Origin of the sequence: Thiohalorhabdus sp., assembly GCF_036628635.1 — a bacterium.
Lineage (GTDB): Bacteria > Pseudomonadota > Gammaproteobacteria > Thiohalorhabdales > Thiohalorhabdaceae > Thiohalorhabdus.
In genome coordinates this window covers 53724-71227 of sequence record NZ_JAZKRM010000006.1, presented here as the reverse complement: position 1 = coordinate 71227, position 17504 = coordinate 53724, and the positions used below count along the sequence as shown (strand labels likewise).

Below are 17504 nucleotides of genomic sequence, written 5' to 3'. Positions count from 1 at the left end.
CTAGAACCCCTTGCCGGGGTTGAGGATGCTTTTGGGGTCGAGGGCGTCCTTGATGCGCCGGTGCAGCTCGCGGCTGACTGGGTCCAGCTCGCGGGCGACGAAGGGGGCCTTCTCCGAGCCCACGCCGTGCTCGCCGGACAGTGTGCCGCCCAGCTCGAGGACGGTGTCGAAGACGCGGTCGAGGCAGGCATGGGCCCGGGCCATCTCGTCGGCGTCCTCGGGGTGGACCATGAGGTTGACGTGGAGGTTGCCGTTGCCGGCGTGGCCGAAGTTGACGATGGGCAGGTCATACGTCTCGGCGAAGCCCTCCAGGCGGGTGATGAGCTCGGTCAGGCGGGTCACCGGGACCACCACGTCCTCGTTGATCTTCAGCGGCGCGATGCGCTTGACCGCCCGTGACAGGGACTTGCGCGCCCGCCACAGGTCGCGGATCTCGGTATCGGAGGCGCCGGTAGCTACCTCGAGCAGGCCCTCGCCCTCCAGGCGCTCGGTCAATGCCGTGAACTCGGCGACTACGGCCTCGGTACTGCCGTCCGCCTCCACCATGAGCACGGCGCCGGTGTCGGGCGCCAGGTCGTGGTCGAAACCGCCCCGGCGAAGGGCCTCGATGGCCAACCCGTCCATGAGCTCCAGGGCCGAGGGCACCACGTCCCCGGCCATGATGCGCTCCACCGCCGCCCCGGCGCTGGCGACGTCGGCGAAGCAGGCGCGGGCGGTGCGCTTGGTGGCCGGCCGCGGGGTGAGCTGGAGGGTGGCCTCGGTGACCAGGCCCAACCCGCCCTCGGAGCCGATCATCAGGGCCGTCAGGTCGTAGCCCACCACCCCCTTGGTGGTGCGGGTGCCGGCGCCGAAGACCTCGCCGGTGCCGGTGACCGCCTCCAGACCCAGGACCCAGTCGCCGGTGACGCCGCGCTTCACGGCCATGGGGCCGGCGCTGTTCATGGCCAGGTTACCGCCCACCTGGCAGTAGGCGGCGGAGCCGGGGTCGGGCGGCCAGAACAGGCCGTGCTCGCCGGCGGCGTCCTGCACCTGCTGGTTGGTGACCCCCGGCTGGACCCGGATCAGGCGGTTGACCGGATCCAGCTCCAGGACCGCGTCCATGCACTCGAAGGCCACCACCAGTGCCCCGGGCACCGGCAGGGCGCCGCCGACGTTGCCCGATCCGGCGCCGCGCGGCACCACCGGGATTTGGTGGCGGTAGGCGATGCGCACCAGCTCGGCCACCTCCTCGGCAGTGGCGGGGAATACCACCGCCCCCGGGGTCACCCTGCGCGGGGTGTCGTCGGTGGCGTAGAAGGCCAGGGTGTCGGTGTCGGTGTGGCGCCGCTCGGGCGGCAGCAGCAGCTCCAGCTCGTGCACGGCGCCGGGTGGCAGGCCAGGCGCGACGGCCATGGGCGGTCCTCCCTGGGAATGGTGGCAAACCCGAGTCGGAACCCGGCCCGCCATTGTAATAGCCGGCGCCGGCGGAGGCGACGGCCCCGCAGGGCCCGCCAGGCCAAATTGATTCTAACCGCTTGGGCACACTGGGGAGCATGGGTGCGGCAACAGGGCCCGTGCTGGAGCCCCATTCATTGGACGGGCCGTGGGAGCTGGCGCCTCGATCCGGCAACGTCTCGCCCGGCGAATCCGGGCTTCTCCCATCCCTGCGGTCCCAGGGAGGAGAGCGGTCCGGATTCGGCCCGGCCCTGGCCGCTATACAGGGCGCTTCGGCTAGAACCAATTTGCCCTGGGGGCCGGGTTAGTCCGCCAGGCGAGGCTGGAACAGGTAGTCCGTTTCTTCGGCGGTGCGGGCGTGGCAGTGGATGCAGCCGCGGTTTTCGGTCTTGGCTTGAAGGCGGATCTGGTGGTCGGTCTGGCGCACGGTTCCGGAGGGCCCGTAGCGGAAGAAGGCCCAGTCGTTGGTAGCCGGGCGATGGCCGGGAATCTTGGCCATGACGTCGATGGTATGGAGCGTGGGCTCGCTGGTGTAGCTCTCGAGAACCACAACGGTGCCGGGTGGCAGTGGCTCCTGCCCCAGGGGCCGGCTGTTATGGCCCTGGCGGTTGAGGTAGACCCGGATCAAGGGACCGTGGGGCTCGCGGGAGCGGTGCAGGCCCGGACTGGCCAGGCTCTCCGGATGCCAGTACCGCTGGTAATCCTTCTCCTGGAGGTACTGCCACACCACCGCCGGATCCGCTTCCTCCGGCGGCTCGGGTCCGAGGGGGTTGGGCTCGGGGCCGGGCTCGCCACCACAACCGGCGAGCCCTACGAGGGCGGTTCCCAGGGCGGCGACGGTCTGCTTTAACGAGCCCATTCCGGCCTCTCCCGGTTATCCGGTGTTGCGCTGGCCGGCGGCAACGCCGTTGATGGTGCGCAGCATCAGGCCCAGCCAGCGCTGGCTCTCCTCCTCGGAGAGGCTCTCGTCCTTGTAGCGGCGCATCAGCATCAGCTGGATGTGGTTGAGGGGATCGATGTAGGGGTCCCGGCGCTGGATGGAGCGCGCCAGCATGGGCGATTCCTCCAGCAGGCCCTCGATCTGGGCCACCTGCAGGATGCACCGGCGGGTGCGGTCGAACTCGCCGCGGATCTTGGCGAAGGTGGCGCGCCCGCGCTCGTTGTCCTCGACCAGCTCGGCGTATTCAGCGGCGATGTCCATATTGGCCTTAGCCAGCGACATCTGGATGTTGGACAGGAAGGTCTTGAAGAAGGGCCACTCCTGGTACATCCGCTGCAGCAGCTCGAGCCGCTCGTCGCTGTCGCCGATAAAGGCCTCCAGGGCCGTGCCCACGCCGTACCACGCCGGCAGGGTGTGGCGGCTCTGGCTCCAGCTGAAGACCCAGCCGATGGCGCGGATGGAGTCCAGCGAGCGATCGGCCTTCTGGCGATGGCTGGGGCGGGAGCCGATGTTGAGGCGGCTGATGCCGTCGATGGGCGTGGCCTCGTAGAAATAGTCCAAAAAGCCCTCGGTCTCCCGGGTCAGCTCGCGGTAGGCGCGCTCGCCGCTGTCAGCGAGCTCGGCGAAGGCGTCCAAAAATTCCTGGCGGTCGCCGCGGATCTCCTGGACGGTGCAGCGGCTGGCCTCGATGACGCCGGAGGTCATCACCGTCAGCTCGTAGACGGCCGTCTCCAGGTTGGCGTACTTGCTGGACAGCACCTCGCCCTGCTCGGTGATCTTGATGCCGCCGCGGACGGTGCCCGGCGGCTGGGCCAGGATGGCCTTGTGGGTGGGCGCACCGCCGCGGGCCACGGTACCGCCGCGGCCGTGGAAGATGCGCACGGAAACGCCGTACTTCTGGCCGAGGTCGGTAACCTGGCGCTGGGCCTGGTACAGGGCCCAGGAGCTGGCGACGATGCCGCCGTCCTTGCAGGAGTCGGAGTAGCCGATCATGACCTCCTGGGCCGAGTCCTTGGCCTCGAGCAGGCTCCGGTAGACCGGATGCTCCAGCAGGCCGGTCATGACCGCCTCGATGTGCTCCAGGTCCTCGATGGTCTCGAACAGAGGCGCAACCGACAGCCAGTTGAACCACGAGCCGTCCGCCCGCTTGCCCAGCAGCCCGGCGGTCTTGGCCAGCCACAGCACCTCCAGCACGTGGCTGGCGCTGCGGGTCATGGAGATGATGTAGCTGCCGAAGGCGTCGGGGCTGATCTCGCCCTGCATGTCGGCCATGGCCCGGAAGACGTCGAGGACGCCGCGGGTCTCGGGGGTCAGCTCCACCCCCGTGGGCAGCAGCTCGTCGCGGCTGGCGATCTCCCCGGTGAGCAGCTCCATGCGCTCCATCTCGGTCAGCTGCTCGTAGGGTCTGGGCAGATCGCCGCGGGCGGCGAGGACCTCGCTCACCGCCTGGGTGTGGCGGGAGGACTCCTCGCGCACATCCAGCCGAGCCAGGAAGAAGCCGAAGGTCTCCACGATCCGCCGCAGGTCCTTGAGCTCGCGGTCGGCCACCACAGCGTCGCCGTGGCTGGCCAGGGACTGGCCGATGGAATCGATGTCGGCGAGCAGCTCGTCCTCGTGGCCGTAGGCGTAGTCGCACTCGGCGCCGGGGATCTGGCCGGCCAGGCGGGCCTCGTTGGCCTGGTGGGCGCGCCGCAGTCGCTCCCGTATGAAGCGCAGCTTCTGCCGGTAGGGCTCGTGGAAGTAACGCTGCTGCAGCCCGCGCGCCAGCTCGGGGAAGCAGCGCCGATCGTGCTCCAGGCGCTCGTAGAAGGCCTCCGAGGGCTTACCGAAGCGGTCCGAATGGGACAGGATGTGGTGGAGCTGATTGATGCGGTCGATGTAAGCGGACAGGGTCTCGCGCTTGTGGGTGCGCAGGGCCCAGGCGGTGGTCTCGGCGGTAACGTAGGGGTTGCCGTCGCGGTCGCCGCCGATCCAGGAGCCGAAGCGCATGATGTTGGGCACCGCCGGGGCCGCCTGGCCGTAGACGCCGTAGAGGGCCTGCTCCAGCTTGCGGTAGATGCGCGGCACTGCCAGGAACAGGCTCTCCCGGAAGTAGAACAGCCCGTTCTCGATCTCGTCCTCCACCTGCGGCCGGCGCACCCGGACCTCGTCGGTCTTCCACATGATCTGGACGTCCACCGCCAGGTTCTGCTCCAGCGCCTCGCGCTCAAACGGCGGCAGACGGTTGTCGTCCAGGCTCTTGACCTTGAGGAACATGCGCCGCTGGTTCTCGAGCAGGGTGCGGCGGGTGGCCTCGGTGGGATGGGCGGTGATCACCGGGGATATGTCCAGGTGGCCCAGCAGCTCGCCGGCCTGCTCGGGGGTCAGGCCCTTGTCCTTGAGGCGGGTGAGGACGTCCTCGAAGCTGTTCTCCCAGGCCTCGCCCTCCTGCTCGGCGCGGTAGAGCAGGCGGTGGGCGTGGGCCTCCTCGGCCACGTTGACCAGCCGGAAGTAGCCCGAGAAGGCGCGGATGACGTAGGTCAGGACATCCGGGTCGAGCTCCTTGATGAAGCGCTCGAGCTCGGCCCGCAGCTGCGGATCGTCTTCCTTGCGCAGCTGGATGTAGCCCTTGCGCAGGTACTCGACGGCCTCGTACACCTGGCTGCCGGCCTGGTTCTGGAGCACGTCGCCGAGCGTGCGGCCGAGGGTCTTGACCCGGCCGCGCAGCTCGGAGTCCAGCTGCGAGAAGTTGGCTTCGGTTCGAATCGGAGCACTCCGTATGCGGTGTCGCGGTGCCGTCAAGGAACCCTATTATCCACATTCAGATCGGGCGAGGCGATACCCGTTTGCCACCGACGGCGGATAAGGCCCCTAGGCCCGGCCATTACCAAACCTTATTCGCATCAGGCCGTGTGAGCGGTATAATGGCCGCTTTTCCGCTAATGCCGACATCAAGCAGCTTCGGGCCGACTGCGACCCAATACCGAAAACCGTTCCCCAACGCTGCCGTTGGACGCATTCCACGGAGGGCGGCATGAACCAGAACCTGATCCATCAGATCAACATCAACGGGCTGGAGTGGAACAAGTTCCGCGATCCGGACAACTACCGGCGCGCACCGGGCGAGGATTTCCGCTTCAAGATCCGCCTGCGCGGCTCCGGCAGCGCCACCGCCCGTCTGGAGATCAACAACCAGGTGGTATGCGAGGAAAAGGTGGAGCTCGACGGCGTCTTCACTTGCACCACCCAGTTCGATTCCCCGGGCACCCGCGTCGCCGTTTTCACGGTGGAAAGCGGCGACCAGGTAGAGACCCGCTACCTGACCGTGGATGTCTGGGAGCGGGAGCGCCGGGACCACAAGGAAGAGGTGCCGCCGGAGCACTGAGCCCATCGGTCGCCATTCCGAAAAAGGCCCCGGAGTGCCTCCGGGGCCTTTTTTAGGGCGCCTCGATGTGAGGTGGGGATTCCCGAGAGCGGCTATCCGCTAGATTCAGGCAGACAGCCCCACGGCATCCCTGCCTATCCCCCTTTCCCCCACCCCAGCGCCGCCAGGAAATCGGGTAGTGTGTCGGCGATCTCGTCGCGGGCGAAGAAGCGGTCGGCCCCTTGGGGCCGCACCCGGTTCGCCTCCTCCTTGGTGCCACCGACGCCGATAACCGGGGTGTTGACCATGGATTCCTGGCGCAGGCTGCGCACCTGCTCGGCGGGATCCCCGGCGCAGCTGTCCAGATCCAGCAGGATGAAACGGTAGAGCAGGATCTCGTTCCACTCGCCGGCATCCTCTATGGCCGCCACCGCCAGCACCTCCCAGTCGTCGCCGGCCACGCCTTGCAGTTCGCGCACCAGGGACTCGTCGGTGGTGACGATGATGAAGCCGGGCTGCAGCCGGCGGTTGATCGTGGGCCCGTCGCTCATGGGTTTCCGTCCTCTTGACTAGGGGCTCCCCCTCCGCCGCGGGCACCCTCGCCCTCGCTGGTCACGGCCACGGCGGCCACCGCGGCGGCCGCCTCCGCGCCCAGGCAGCCGGCTAGGGCTTCCCTCGCCACCGGCAGGCCGATGCAGGACGCTGGGCGGTTGGGTGTCACACCCGCCACCTCCAGCCGGCGGATGCGGCCTGCCTCCGTCTGCACGGTCACCCGGCCCACCCCGGAAACCGTGCGCTCGGTCAGGAAGCTATCGGCCTTGAGCTTGATGCCTTCGGCCACCGCCCGGCGCCCCTGGCGCTCCCAGCGCCAGTCCGGATCCAGCAGATCCGCCCGGGCCTCGGCGATGGCCGCCCGTTCCCGTTCGCCGGGCCGATCCGGGGTAACCACCCAGCCCAGGTCCCGCGCCGCTCCCAGGCGCAGGGCGCAGCGCAGGAGGTTGCGCCCCGGCGGGGGCGCGCAGGCCGTCCACGGCGCCACCGCCTCGGCCAGGCCTGCCGCCAGGAACCGGCGAAATACCGGAGACGGGCAGTCAACGGCGGCGGCGAAGCGTTCGGCGTCGAACCCCATCAGAAAGCTGCCCACCAGCACCAGGGCCTCGCCCATAGTAGCCATGCCCGTGCCGGCGATCTTGCGATCATCGCACCACAGGTCGTTGGGCCCCCGGCGGGTGACGGTCAGGCCGAAGCGAGCGTAGGCCGTCTCCACGGCGGGCAGCAGTTGGCCATAGAGGTCCTGTGGCCGGCCCGGGCAAGACCGTCGGGGAACGACGAAGGCGTAGACCCACTGATCGGGGGCCACCAGGACGCTGCCACCGCCCGTTTCCCGGCGCACCACCTCCATGCCGGCGGCCCGGCCGTCACCGTCGAGGGCCAGCTCGGTCGCGGCGTCCTGATGGGGGCCTAGGGAGATGTGGGCCCGGTCCGCCCGCCCCCAGATCAGGACCGGGTCGTCCCCGGGATTCAGGGCGTAGGCGATTCCGTGGTAGAAGGCATGCAGATCGAAAGGCGCCAGCCGGCCGGCATCCAGCCAACGCGCCCGCAGGGCCGGCGGCCTACTGTTGGGAGCCGTCGTCGCCCCCGCCCTGCTCCTCGGCATCGTCGTAGAAATACTGGAAGTAGAAGTCGGTCTGGACCACCTGCTGGATATGGTCCAGGCGGTCACGCACGCCCTGGCGAATGACATCGGCGATGGCGTCGCCCTGCTCGCCGTCAAGGATACGGATGGAGTCGGGCATATCCTCGTCTATAGCCAGCTGGGTGGCGGGCAGGCCCTCCGGCGGCTGGATGTACATCAGGTAGGAGGTGACATTGTCATCCTCCGGATCCAGCGGGGTCAGCACGATGAAGCCGTAGTACCCAAGCCGGGCGATCTTGTTGAAGTCCTGGATGGTGAGCTTGCCGCCCTTCTGGAACTTGCGCAGCTCGTTCTTGAGGGCGCCGGTGTCCTGAAGCGGTATCGTCTTGGCCATTGGGATCGTCCTGGATTTTCTTAAATTGGCTAGCCGGTTCGGTCAAAAAGGGTGCCGGAAAATCGGGCTCGAATCCTGTGGGAGCGGCCATTGGCCGCGACAGGGAAGCCTTCCGATCCGGGTCGGGGCTGGTAGCCCCTCCCACAAGCACCATCCCTGAATGAGGCGGATAGCCGCTTTTCTTGATTAGCAAGCTCGGGCATTGAAGTTTCCCGCAGCGAGCCAGGAGGTGTCAAAGGCGGGCCGCGAGACGTGCGCCCGACCCGGGCCGGACCGATGCGGGAACCTTTTCTAATTAGAATTTTCTTATATAATAGTCTAATTGAACCCCGAATGGTCCCCCTCAGGGTTCCTCCCGGAGTACGCGCCAATGTTGAAAAAGATCGTGGCAATAATCGCGCTGTTGGCACCGCTGGCCGCGGCAGGGGCGTCGGTCGAGGAGCTCAACGTTGCCTTCCGGGACGGCGCCTATCGCGCCCAGATGGTCGCGCAACTGGAGGCGTCGCCGCGCCAAGTGCGCCGGATGCTCACCGATTTCGACAACCTGGAGCGGATTAACGCCAGCGTCAAGGAATCGGAGGTGGTCGCACCCAACAGCCGAGAGACCAGTGTCCGGGTTCGTACCCGGGTGCGCAACTGCCTGGCGATATTCTGTCAGGAATTGACCCGGGTGGAGGCGGTGAAGGTTTCCCGCTACACCATCCGCAGCCGGATCATTCCCGAAAAGAGCGATTTCGAGGAAGGCAAAAGCCTGTGGCTCATCACCCCGAGCGCCGGCGGTACCCGCCTGGAAGTGCGCCTGCACATGGTGCCCGAGTCCGAGCTTCCGACCTTTGCCGCCAACCTGATGGCCAGGGATCTCGAAGACAAGCTGCGCCAGACGCTGGCACGCATCGAGCAGCAGGGCTCGCCCGCCGACCCGGAAAGGAGCGGCAGCCGGGCCTTCTAGGTGCCTGACATCATCGGGCTGCACCGGCCAGTGCACGGCCGGCCCGCCTCAAAAAACCCCCGCCGAAGCGGCGGCCGGGGCATCCAACCTGAGGCCGTTGGAAATGCTACTGGGGCGAGGCCACCTCACCCAGGACGGTTTCGGTATCCGACGGCGCATCCATGATGTTGGAGAAGGTGGCCATGGTCAGCTTGGGCCAGGCCAGGGCGATGCGGTAGCGGCCGTGGAGCATGTAGACATCGTTGCCCATCACCGCTATCTCGTAAGGCAGGGCCGCCACGTGGCGCTGGATCAGCTTCGGGAACCAGAACGGAGTGCCCTTTTCCTTGTCCAGCATGCCCACCCCGAACACCGCCATAGCCTTTTCGGGCAGCACGACTTGGTAGACCCGCTCGGTATTGGCGACCCCCCGGTTGAGGTTGGCCCGGACGGTACGAACGGCTTTCTGGAAGCTGTCGTAGGAGGCCAGTTCGATGTGGTCCTCGAAATACGGCATGAAGACCATATAGTGGTAGCCGGCTAAGTCGTCCACCTCGCCCCCGAAGGGCTCGCCGGTCTTCTCCCCGAGGCCGCCCAGGGTCTCCATGAGGGTGCCTTCAACCCGCTCGGCCTCGGACGCCACCTGCTGGTAAGCGTCCTGGAAGTAGGCCTGGTACCAGTAGGTGGGGTTGGCGAAGCTGACCTCCACCTGGTCGCCGTCGGCCTCGGTGTCCTGGTAAACCCCCACCCGGATGCCGGCGCCGAAGATGGGATAGCCCCCCTTGGTGGTCTCCCGCAGCTGGGCGATGGCCTTAAGCAGCCGGCTGTCGGTGACCACCACCGACACCATGTTGGCCTGGCCGGCGGGGTGATAGCTGCCCTGGACCTCCAGACCGACGTCCTCCAGAGCCGTCTTGACGTCCGAGGCCACCTCGTCGACCCCGGCGCCGCTGACCTTGCTGGCCGAGGTGTAGGGCTGGCTGGCCGCCAGCACCGGCGCCGCCAGCAGGACGCCTGCCAGCAGGGCCGCGCCCTTGCCGATTATCGCGTTCGTCCGCATTTGACGCCCTTCCCTTTGATCATGAATTGAGGCCGTAAGAACCAAACAGACGGGGGCGGCTGGCGCCGCCCCCATTAGCTGCTCTACAAGGGAGGAGTCCTAGAAGCGGTAGCCGAGATTGACGGTGTAGGTGGTCTCCGACAGGTCGATGTTGGCGCGGGAGTCCTCACCGAATCCCCTCGCAGTCAGCGAGTCCGGTATGTCGCCGGAACCGGTCTCGTCGTTCTCGAAGGCCTTCATGTAGGCGAAGGAGACGTCCCAGCTGTCGTTGATCACGTAGGTGGCGCCCAGGCTGAGGTGCTGCTCCACCATGGCCGGGAGCACGATGTTGGAGAACACGTCGTCCTTCTCGATGGGCGTCTCGGCGTAGTTGTAGCCGGCCCGCAGGTTCAGCTTGTCGGGGATGACGGCGTAATCGACGCCGATGGCGTAGACGATCTGGTCGTCCCAGCCCGGATCGAGGGCCGCGTTCCCGCTAGTATCATTACCAGCATTTTGGTTGGGGGTTGGAGTCCCATCGGGTGAAGCCCTCCCCACCTGGAAATCCCCGGTGACCTCCAGATCGTCCAGAGTGTCGGACCAGTTGATCCACTTGATGTCCGCCGAGACATTGAGCCGATCGGTAGGGGTGAACTTAACGCCCAGGGCCGCCTGCTGCGGATAGTCGAGGTCCATCTCGTAGGTCCCCGCCTTCGAGGTAACCAGACCGCCGTTGCCGTCCGGGAAGTTCTGGATGTCCCCTTCACGCAGGTTGTACTCGGATTCGGCGAACTCCTGTGGGCTCTTGTAGCTCACGCCCACGGTCCACATCTCGTTGATCTCGTAGAGGGCACCCAGGGAGAGGCCGAAGCCGAAGGTCGGGGCCGTATTGCCGAGATCAAAATTTAGGAAAGTGTTCTGCCCCGTTTGGGGGTTAGAAAACCCAATTGGGCCAGCATTACCGCCAGGATTAAGATTCCCATTCGGCCCAGTGGGGTTAATACCGGCATTCAATTGCTGCCGAAAGCTCACCAGCTGATAATCCATGTTGGCGGCGACGCCCAGCTTCAGCCGTTCCGTGGCATTCCAGGCCAGCGTGGGGGCCATCTGGAAGAAGCTGATACTGCTAAAGCCGGTAAAATCCATCCCCCCAAAGCTTCCCGGGTTCTGTGTGTCGGCGCCAAACCGGGTCTGGCCGTAATCCGCACCCAGACCGGCGGTGCCGAACGCACCGCCGCCGAAGTAGAAGTCGGAGCCCTCCGACACGGGGGCGGTCCAGCCTACCGCGGGCACCCCGTAGTTTTCCGTATCGCTGTCTACGGAATCCCCGCCTTGGTCGACAACGTCGCGGGATTCCGCGTCGGTATCGCTGAAATCCGCCGTGCGCTCGGTATGGAAAAACTCCGTGGAGAAGTCCCCCCGATTGCCGATAGCGGCCATGCCGGCGGGGTTGGTGACGGCGGTCATGGCGCTGCCCGGGTTGGCGGTCACCGCGCCGCCCATGCCCTTCTGGTAGGCGCCGATGCCGATGAGCTGGTAGCCGTTGGTGGCGTAGGCGGACGTCGAGAGGCCGATGGCTCCGCAGGCGACGAGCGCCGCGGAGAGAATCCGGTTGCTCCGCATAGGTTTCACCCTCCCATTTGCGGAATTTTCGGGTTGCTCATGCAGTCACAATTGGTACTACAGCATACAAACCCGCTAAAATCACAATATTTTATTTGGCACAAAGCCATTTAATCCTTTTTATTAGCATATTCTTTCTAAAGAATTCCCATGTCCGTTGTTTGGGGCCTTTTACAAAATCAACAGGCGGCCCCAAATATGCGCCGATTTCAACCGGGTTTTTGGTTAACTCTCCTTCGGCAAACCCGTCCGCTTGAGCCGCCACCCTCCCCGGCTGGGAACGGCGATGGTCGCGGGCGCGCCCAAAAAAGCGGCGGCCCGGAGGCCGCCGCTTTTTGGCCGGGAGCGGACGGATTTATTCCTCGTCCTCTTCCTCCATCTCTTCCAGCTCGAAGGTGTTGCGCACGTCCTCGCCGCGCATCTGCGCCCGCACCAGGTCCACGTCCTGGTCGTTGAGGGCGAAGGGGAAGGAGCGGATGTCGGACGGCGGCGAGTCGCCGTAGGGGCGGTTGCAGGCGGAGACCTCTTCGTCGTCCTTGCCGGGGCAGCCGCTGGTCTGGAAGGGCTTGCCGGAGCTGAGGATGCGCTCCAGGTCCTCTTCCGGATAGCCGAAGTCGACGATGCGACCCGCTTCGTCGAAGGCCATGTCGGCGTAGTGGCCGCCGCCGTAGTCGATGAGGAAACGCCCGAGCTGGACGCGCCGCCACTGATCCTGGGGCACCGCCTCCCAATCCTCCATCATGGAGCCCTGCTCCGGGAAGAAGGCGAACATGTGGTTGTGGCCGCCCAGATCCTTGATGCGCTGGGCCACCTCCATGGTCTCCTGCTCGCTCTCGCCCATACCGGAGATCAGATGGGCGCCGAACTTCTCGGGGCCGAAGATCTCGGCGGCCCACTCCATGGCGCGCCAGTACTTCTCCCAGCGGTGGGGCGACTTCACGGTCTTGCCGCGGGTCCGTTCGAATATCTCCGGGGTCACCGCATCCAGGGCCACGGTGAAGATGTCAGCGCCATGGTCCTTCAGCGCCTGGATGTCGCTCTTACGCAGCGTCGTCGGGTTGGACAGGATGGACACCGGTATGTGGGGCACCTCGGCCACCCACTTGTCGAGGATGGTGAAGGTATCTTCGTCCGAATTGGGGTGGGTGATCATGGAGATGCACATGCGCTGGAAGCCGCCGGCGTCGTCGCCGTTCTTCACCCGGGCGATGACGTCATCCAGAGGGGCGGTGGGCCAGTCAACGCGGATGAAGTTGCGGTCGGCGTAGTCGGTCTCCTCCTCGCGGTGGCGGGCCAGGCCGCAATAGGAGCAGTTGGCGCGGCACCCCTCCGGATAGGTCACCAGCAGGTTGAGACAGTGGGTGCAGCCGGTGCGATACATCTGGCCGTCCATCAGCCCCAGGGTGATGGCGGCCGCCGTGGACATCTGGACATACTCCGGCGAGCGCATCTCGGGCGTCTTGGTGAAGTAGTCCGGCTTGTAGAACTGAATGGGCGCAGCCGTCGCGTCGCTCATCGGTGCCTCCTCGTGGATCTATCCGGAGCGGGGATCCGTCCTCGGGCGAGGACCGCCCCCGCCGGGCAACCGGTCTCGGGCAATCGTCAGTGCTTGTTCGGTTCCGTTCCCTCGGGACGGGGCCCTGCAGGAGCGGCTTGAAGCGCGCGCCCGGGCTGCCGACGTCGGGCCGTCGGGGCCGCGCCTCAAGCGGCTGCTAAAGGGCCGTCTCGGCCTCGTTTTCCTCCGTAAAGTACGCCGAAAAGGCGATCCAACCGCGGCGATGAGGCCGGTCGGCTCGGGCCTCGGGTGTGCCCCAGACCCGCTCGAGCTCCTCCCGCCGGGCCACGCCCCGGTTCACCGAGGTCTCGAACTGATCCCGCACATCCTCCTCGAAATCGGCGAGGGCCTCGAAATCCCCATCGGCGAGGTACTCGGCGGCAGCCTCGCCGGCGCGTTCGCCTGAGACCAGGGCCGCGGGTATGCCCGCCCCGGTGATGGGGTGGGTCAGCCCGGCGGCGTCACCCACCAGCAGGATGAGACCATCGTGAACCATGGGGCGCAGCCCGCCAACCGGGATGGAGCCGCCGGTGCGGGCGATCACGCGATCCGCCACCAGCCCGCGCTCGGTAAGCTCCGCCACCAGCCCCTCCAGCGGCTTGGCCAGATCCTCGCCGAAGTGGCGATCCATGCCGATGCCGACATTGGCCACCTCGCCCTTGGGGAAGACCCAGCCGTAGCCGCCGGGGAAGTCATCGGACAAATAGATGTCGGTATCCGCGTAGCGGTCCCGCAGTGGCAGCGTATGCTGGCGGGTGTGCACCGTCTTCTGGGGCACCAGGCCGGCGGCCTGGGCCACCTGGGAGTGGGGGCCGTCGGCGCCGATGACCAGGCGGCCGGCGACCGTGTATTCGCCCTTCGGGCCCTTGAGGCGGGCCTCGCCCTTGACCGGGTCCAGGGCCAGCAGGCGCGTGGCCAGGCGCAGGTCGGCCCCGGCGGCCTCCGCCTCCCCGGCCACGGCCTTGTCCAGGTTGGCGCGGTCGATCATGAGGCCGGGGAACTCGGAATCCTCCCGTTGCCCGGATGGCAGGAAGGTCTTCATGCCGACGATCTTCTGCACCAGCACCCCGGGCAGGTTGCCGTGGCGCAGCATGGGGTTGGGCAGGAACTCGGCGCACTGCACCGGCTCGCCCACCGCCTTGCGCCGATCCACCCCCAGGACCCGCCAGCCGGCACTGGCCGCCCGGGCGGCGGCCGAGCCGCCGCCCGGGCCCAAACCCACCACCAGGATGTCGAATTCGGCGTCCGCCACGGTTTAACCCTCGCTCCCGGCACGCTCGGCATCATTCTCGCCGAGCTGGCCCAGGGCCGCCTTGACCGGAGTCAGGAAGTCCTCCCGGCCGAGCATGAGCATCTCCACCTCGGAACCGTCGAAGAAACCGTTGACGGCTTCCTCCACCCGCCCCATGGGCAGGTTGCGCAGGGCGGCCTCCAGGTCGAACACCATGCGCTTGGGATTGACGAAGAAGTCGCCGCTGAAGTGGACGTGCTTGACCATGGCGCGGTCCGCCTCCACCGCCACCTGGGCCGTGATCAGGCCGCCGCTGCTGCGGTGGGTGGCCTCCAGCACGGTGGCGTCCTCGGCTGCCCGGGGGGTGTGGAGGTGAATCCACTCGTCTGCAGCCATCTCCGAATGGGCCTCCGGAAGCTTAGCGGCCTCTGCCTCGTTGAGCTCGCCGGGGCTGAGCTGGATGCCCAGCTCCTCGGCGAAGCCCTCCGCCAGGGCGTCTTTGACCGGCTCCCAACCCACCTCGGCACCGCCCAGGGCCTCCTTGACCGTGGTCAGGCGCTCGCCGATATCTTTGATCTGCCGCTTGGACAGCTTCTCCGGGGCGACACGCAGGGCGCCGAGCATCTTCTCCAGATCAGCGTCCACCAGCACGGTGCCCTGGAAGATCACCGAGGAGCCATCAAACGCCCCGCCGGTACCGGAGATCTTGCGACCCCCCACCTCGATGTCGTTGCGCGGTCGGAAGCGGGCATCCACCCCCAGCCGCTGCAAACCGGCGGCAGCGGCGTGGCAGATGCGCTGCGACAGGGCCGCCATGTCGCCGGTGCCGAACACCGAGCGGTCGAAATACAGCTCCCAGCCCAGGTGCAGGGGATCGAAATAGATAGTGCCGCCGCCGGTAATGCGCCGGTTCACGGCGATGCCGTGGTCGGCGCAGAAGTCCTGCCACACCTCGTGGGCCACCTTCTGGTGGTAGCCCACCAGCACGCACGGCTCGAACCGGAGAAACCGCAGCGTGTTGGGCGAGTGGCCCTCCTGGTGGCTTTCCAGCACCACCTGGTCCAGGGCCATGTTCTCGGCCGCCGGCCGCAGGCCGGTATCGAGCAGGCGCCAGGCGCGGGGGTCGCTCAAGGCCGTCTCCCCGTTCTAGGCCGTCTCGGCCACGGGCAGGATCTCCTCCCCGACGATGACCGAACAGCAGGAGGGCGTGGTCTTGTGGTCCAGGCCCAGAGTGTCCGCCAGCTCCACCATGCCGTCGGAGGGAAAGGCGATGCCGTCGAGGCCGGCCATCACCGCGTAGGTATCGGTGACCACCCGCTGCGGTCCGCCCGGACGGGCGCAACCCAGCAGCACCGGGGTCTCGCCGCCCATGCGCAGACGGGCGTCCTTGAAGAACCGGCCCACCTGGTTGGGATCCGGGGTCTTGAAAGGCCGGCTGGAGGGGGCGAAGTAGGGCTCGGTGACCACCAGGATGAGGGCGTCCGGGCTGTGCCGGGCGATCATCTCCAGGGCGTTGTACTCGCCCAGGAATTCGCCGTAATGCAGCCCCAGCACGATGTGGGGTACCACCTTCATGTTGGTCTTGACCAGGGCGGCCACGGATTTCTCGAAGTCGGCCACCGGCCGCTTGAGGTGGTAGACCTTCTGCACCGTCTCCTGGGCGCCGATGACGTCGAGCATGGCGACGTCGATACCGGCGGCGTCCATCTCCGCGGCGTAGTCGTCGTCCACCAGGGCGGTGTGCATGGCGATCTGGAAGTCCGGGTACTTGTCTTTGATCCGGCGGATAGTGGGGAAGTAGCGCGGATAATCGATGACGTTCTGGTGGTTGGAGCCGCCGGAAAGAAGCATGCCGCGGGCGCCGTCGGGGATGAACTCCTCCTCCACCAGTCGCTCCAGCTCCTCGGGAGTCTCGGCGGGCTGCATGCCCTCGAGGACCTTGGCCTTGCAGTGGTCGCACTGGAGCTTGCACTTGCCGCCGGTGACCGATACCGCCGGGAAACGGTTCTTGCCGCAGCCAGCGATCTCGTCGGTTTCGAAGTGCTTGAACGAGGGCACGTAGAAGTTGATGAAGGGCTCCCTGCCGGCGGGCATGCCGGAGACGGCCTCCTGCATCTCGCGGATGAGCCCGTGATCGAGATCCATATCGTCGAGCGTATCTATCTGACCGATGGCGGTTTGCCAATCGAGCATGGCGAGCTTGCCTCCCACATCATGGGGAATTCGGGGAGGGGGCAACGGCCCCCGGCGCTGGGCTCCGGGTGCGCTGCGAGCCCAGCGCCGGGACCCGCCGGCTCCCTGGTCAGGGAATCAGGGGTGCCCGGTCCGGCGGCCTGGGGCCACCGGAACGCGGGGACCGGTGCCGCCTGTCCCCGCAGTGAGGCGCTAGCAGCCGTCGAAGCCGTCGGCGTCCATCTTCTTCTCGAAGACATCGAGGGCGTCCTGGCCGGTCACCAGGTCGGCGATATCGTTGTCCCAATCGGCGGGATCCAGCTTGGCCAGCCAGCCGTCACCGTAGGGATCGCGATTGACCAGGCTGGGATCGTTGGCCACCTGGTCGTTGGTGGCGGTTACATCGCCGCCCACCGGGGCCTTCACGGGGCCGACCCACTTGCCGGACTCCACCGTGGCGGCGGACTTGTCCTTCTTGATGCTCTTGCCCACCTTCTTGGGCGTATAGGCCACCAGATCCCCGGCCAGGGCGGCCGCAAACGCGGTCATGCCGATGGTGACGGACCCGTCGTCTTCCTTGCGCGCCCAGACGTTATTCTCGACGTTGTAATAGAGGTCCTCGGGAATCTCACAACCACGTACGGTCCCCATTTAACATCCTCCTATCGGGTAGGGAGTGGGCCGGCCTCCGGCCGGTTCCATGCCATCAATTGTGCGGCTTTATCCTAGCCAACGGATCGCGTAGGGCGCCCCTACGCCCTTCTCCGCTCGGGCCCCCGTTCAGAACGTTACCAACTTGTCGCAGGAAAGGATAAGATCGGCCAGCCGTCCGGCATTGGCAACCTCGTCCACCTCATCGACGAGCTCGGCATCCTCCAGCTCGTAACCTGGCAAGGCAGGCTTGCAGCCGATGAGCTCGACCCCGGCGCGCTTGGCCTCCTGCATGAAGGTGTGAATGTATTTGCCACCTTCCATGGCGGTCAAGTTCTCCGGCACGCCCTTCTCCAGCAGGCGAACCCCCTCCATGGTGAAAAAGATCTTGACCTCTGTGTCCATGGCGGACAACAGCGAGCCCAAATAGAACGGCGTGGCACACCGCTGGGGCGTGCTGGGCCCGCTGGTCATCAGGAAGATAACCAGCTGGTCCTCGGCCTCCTGATAGTCCATGGCCTGAATCCTCTATAAAAACCGCCCGGCCCTGGGCTCCTG

The 17504-nt window shown here is 66.6% G+C and carries 16 protein-coding genes; 2 read left to right on the top strand and 14 right to left on the bottom strand.

The features are described 5' to 3' along the window. From V5A19_RS03670 to ppc, 3 genes are all read right to left on the bottom strand, one after another. A complete protein-coding gene (locus V5A19_RS03670) occupies window positions 1–1392 on the bottom strand; it encodes an FAD-binding oxidoreductase (protein WP_332327706.1) in 1392 nt (463 codons plus the stop codon). A gap of 346 nt (window positions 1393–1738) precedes the next feature. Next, window positions 1739–2293, bottom strand: a complete 555-nt coding sequence (locus V5A19_RS03665; protein WP_332317960.1) for a cytochrome P460 family protein — start codon at window positions 2291–2293, stop codon at window positions 1739–1741. A 15-nt stretch (window positions 2294–2308) separates the two neighbouring features. Continuing rightward, window positions 2309–5155: a phosphoenolpyruvate carboxylase gene (gene ppc, locus V5A19_RS03660; protein WP_332317959.1), complete on the bottom strand. Its 2847-nt coding sequence runs from the start codon at window positions 5153–5155 to the stop codon at window positions 2309–2311. Between the two features lie 232 nt (window positions 5156–5387). Between ppc and V5A19_RS03655 the strand changes: the two genes are divergently transcribed. Beyond that, window positions 5388–5738 (top strand): hypothetical protein, encoded by a 351-nt coding sequence (locus V5A19_RS03655; RefSeq protein WP_332317958.1) that lies wholly within the window; start codon window positions 5388–5390, stop codon window positions 5736–5738. Between the two features lie 134 nt (window positions 5739–5872). Here V5A19_RS03655 and V5A19_RS03650 read toward each other — a convergent pair whose 3' ends face one another. Genes V5A19_RS03650 through V5A19_RS03640 form a run of 3 tightly spaced genes read right to left on the bottom strand, consistent with a single transcriptional unit; the run spans window position 5873 to window position 7747 of the window. After that, entirely contained in the window at window positions 5873–6268 is a 396-nt protein-coding gene (locus V5A19_RS03650; RefSeq protein WP_332317957.1) for a hypothetical protein, read from the bottom strand. Next, window positions 6265–7374 (bottom strand): lipoate--protein ligase family protein, encoded by a 1110-nt coding sequence (locus V5A19_RS03645; protein WP_332317956.1) that lies wholly within the window; start codon window positions 7372–7374, stop codon window positions 6265–6267. Before V5A19_RS03645 ends, V5A19_RS03650 begins: the two co-directional genes overlap by 4 nt. Beyond that, the gene (locus V5A19_RS03640; protein ID WP_332317955.1) at window positions 7331–7747 is read right to left on the bottom strand and encodes a hypothetical protein; all 417 of its coding nucleotides are present in this window, start codon (window positions 7745–7747) and stop codon (window positions 7331–7333) included. The genes V5A19_RS03645 and V5A19_RS03640 overlap by 44 nt, the downstream gene beginning before the upstream one ends. A 370-nt stretch (window positions 7748–8117) precedes the next feature. Between V5A19_RS03640 and V5A19_RS03635 the strand changes: the two genes are divergently transcribed. Further along, a complete protein-coding gene (locus V5A19_RS03635; RefSeq protein ID WP_332317954.1) occupies window positions 8118–8696 on the top strand; it encodes an SRPBCC family protein in 579 nt (192 codons plus the stop codon). A gap of 106 nt (window positions 8697–8802) precedes the next feature. Here the strand turns inward: V5A19_RS03635 and V5A19_RS03630 are convergent, their stop codons facing one another. The 8 genes from V5A19_RS03630 to V5A19_RS03595 all read right to left on the bottom strand — a co-directional run bounded on the left by V5A19_RS03630 (window position 8803) and on the right by V5A19_RS03595 (window position 17462). Continuing rightward, window positions 8803–9735: a hypothetical protein gene (locus V5A19_RS03630; protein WP_332317953.1), complete on the bottom strand. Its 933-nt coding sequence runs from the start codon at window positions 9733–9735 to the stop codon at window positions 8803–8805. Window positions 9736–9834: 99 nt separating this feature from the next. Beyond that, entirely contained in the window at window positions 9835–11337 is a 1503-nt protein-coding gene (locus V5A19_RS03625) for an OmpP1/FadL family transporter (protein ID WP_332317952.1), read from the bottom strand. Between the two features lie 355 nt (window positions 11338–11692). Continuing rightward, the gene (locus tag V5A19_RS03620; RefSeq protein ID WP_332317951.1) at window positions 11693–12853 is read right to left on the bottom strand and encodes a radical SAM protein; all 1161 of its coding nucleotides are present in this window, start codon (window positions 12851–12853) and stop codon (window positions 11693–11695) included. Between the two features lie 196 nt (window positions 12854–13049). Continuing rightward, window positions 13050–14144 (bottom strand): NAD(P)/FAD-dependent oxidoreductase, encoded by a 1095-nt coding sequence (locus V5A19_RS03615; protein ID WP_332317950.1) that lies wholly within the window; start codon window positions 14142–14144, stop codon window positions 13050–13052. Window positions 14145–14147: 3 nt separating this feature from the next. After that, on the bottom strand, window positions 14148–15194 hold the full coding sequence (locus V5A19_RS03610) for a lipoate--protein ligase family protein (protein ID WP_443081409.1): 1047 nt from the start codon (window positions 15192–15194) through the stop codon (window positions 14148–14150). A gap of 75 nt (window positions 15195–15269) precedes the next feature. Next, window positions 15270–16316: a radical SAM protein gene (locus V5A19_RS03605; protein WP_332317947.1), complete on the bottom strand. Its 1047-nt coding sequence runs from the start codon at window positions 16314–16316 to the stop codon at window positions 15270–15272. 192 nt (window positions 16317–16508) lie between these two features. Then, window positions 16509–16946, bottom strand: a complete 438-nt coding sequence (gene gcvH / locus V5A19_RS03600) for a glycine cleavage system protein GcvH (RefSeq protein ID WP_332317946.1) — start codon at window positions 16944–16946, stop codon at window positions 16509–16511. Between the two features lie 129 nt (window positions 16947–17075). Then, complete coding sequence (locus V5A19_RS03595; protein ID WP_332317945.1) at window positions 17076–17462, bottom strand: DsrE family protein; 387 nt, start codon at window positions 17460–17462, stop codon at window positions 17076–17078. Window positions 17463–17504: the final 42 nt, after the last annotated feature.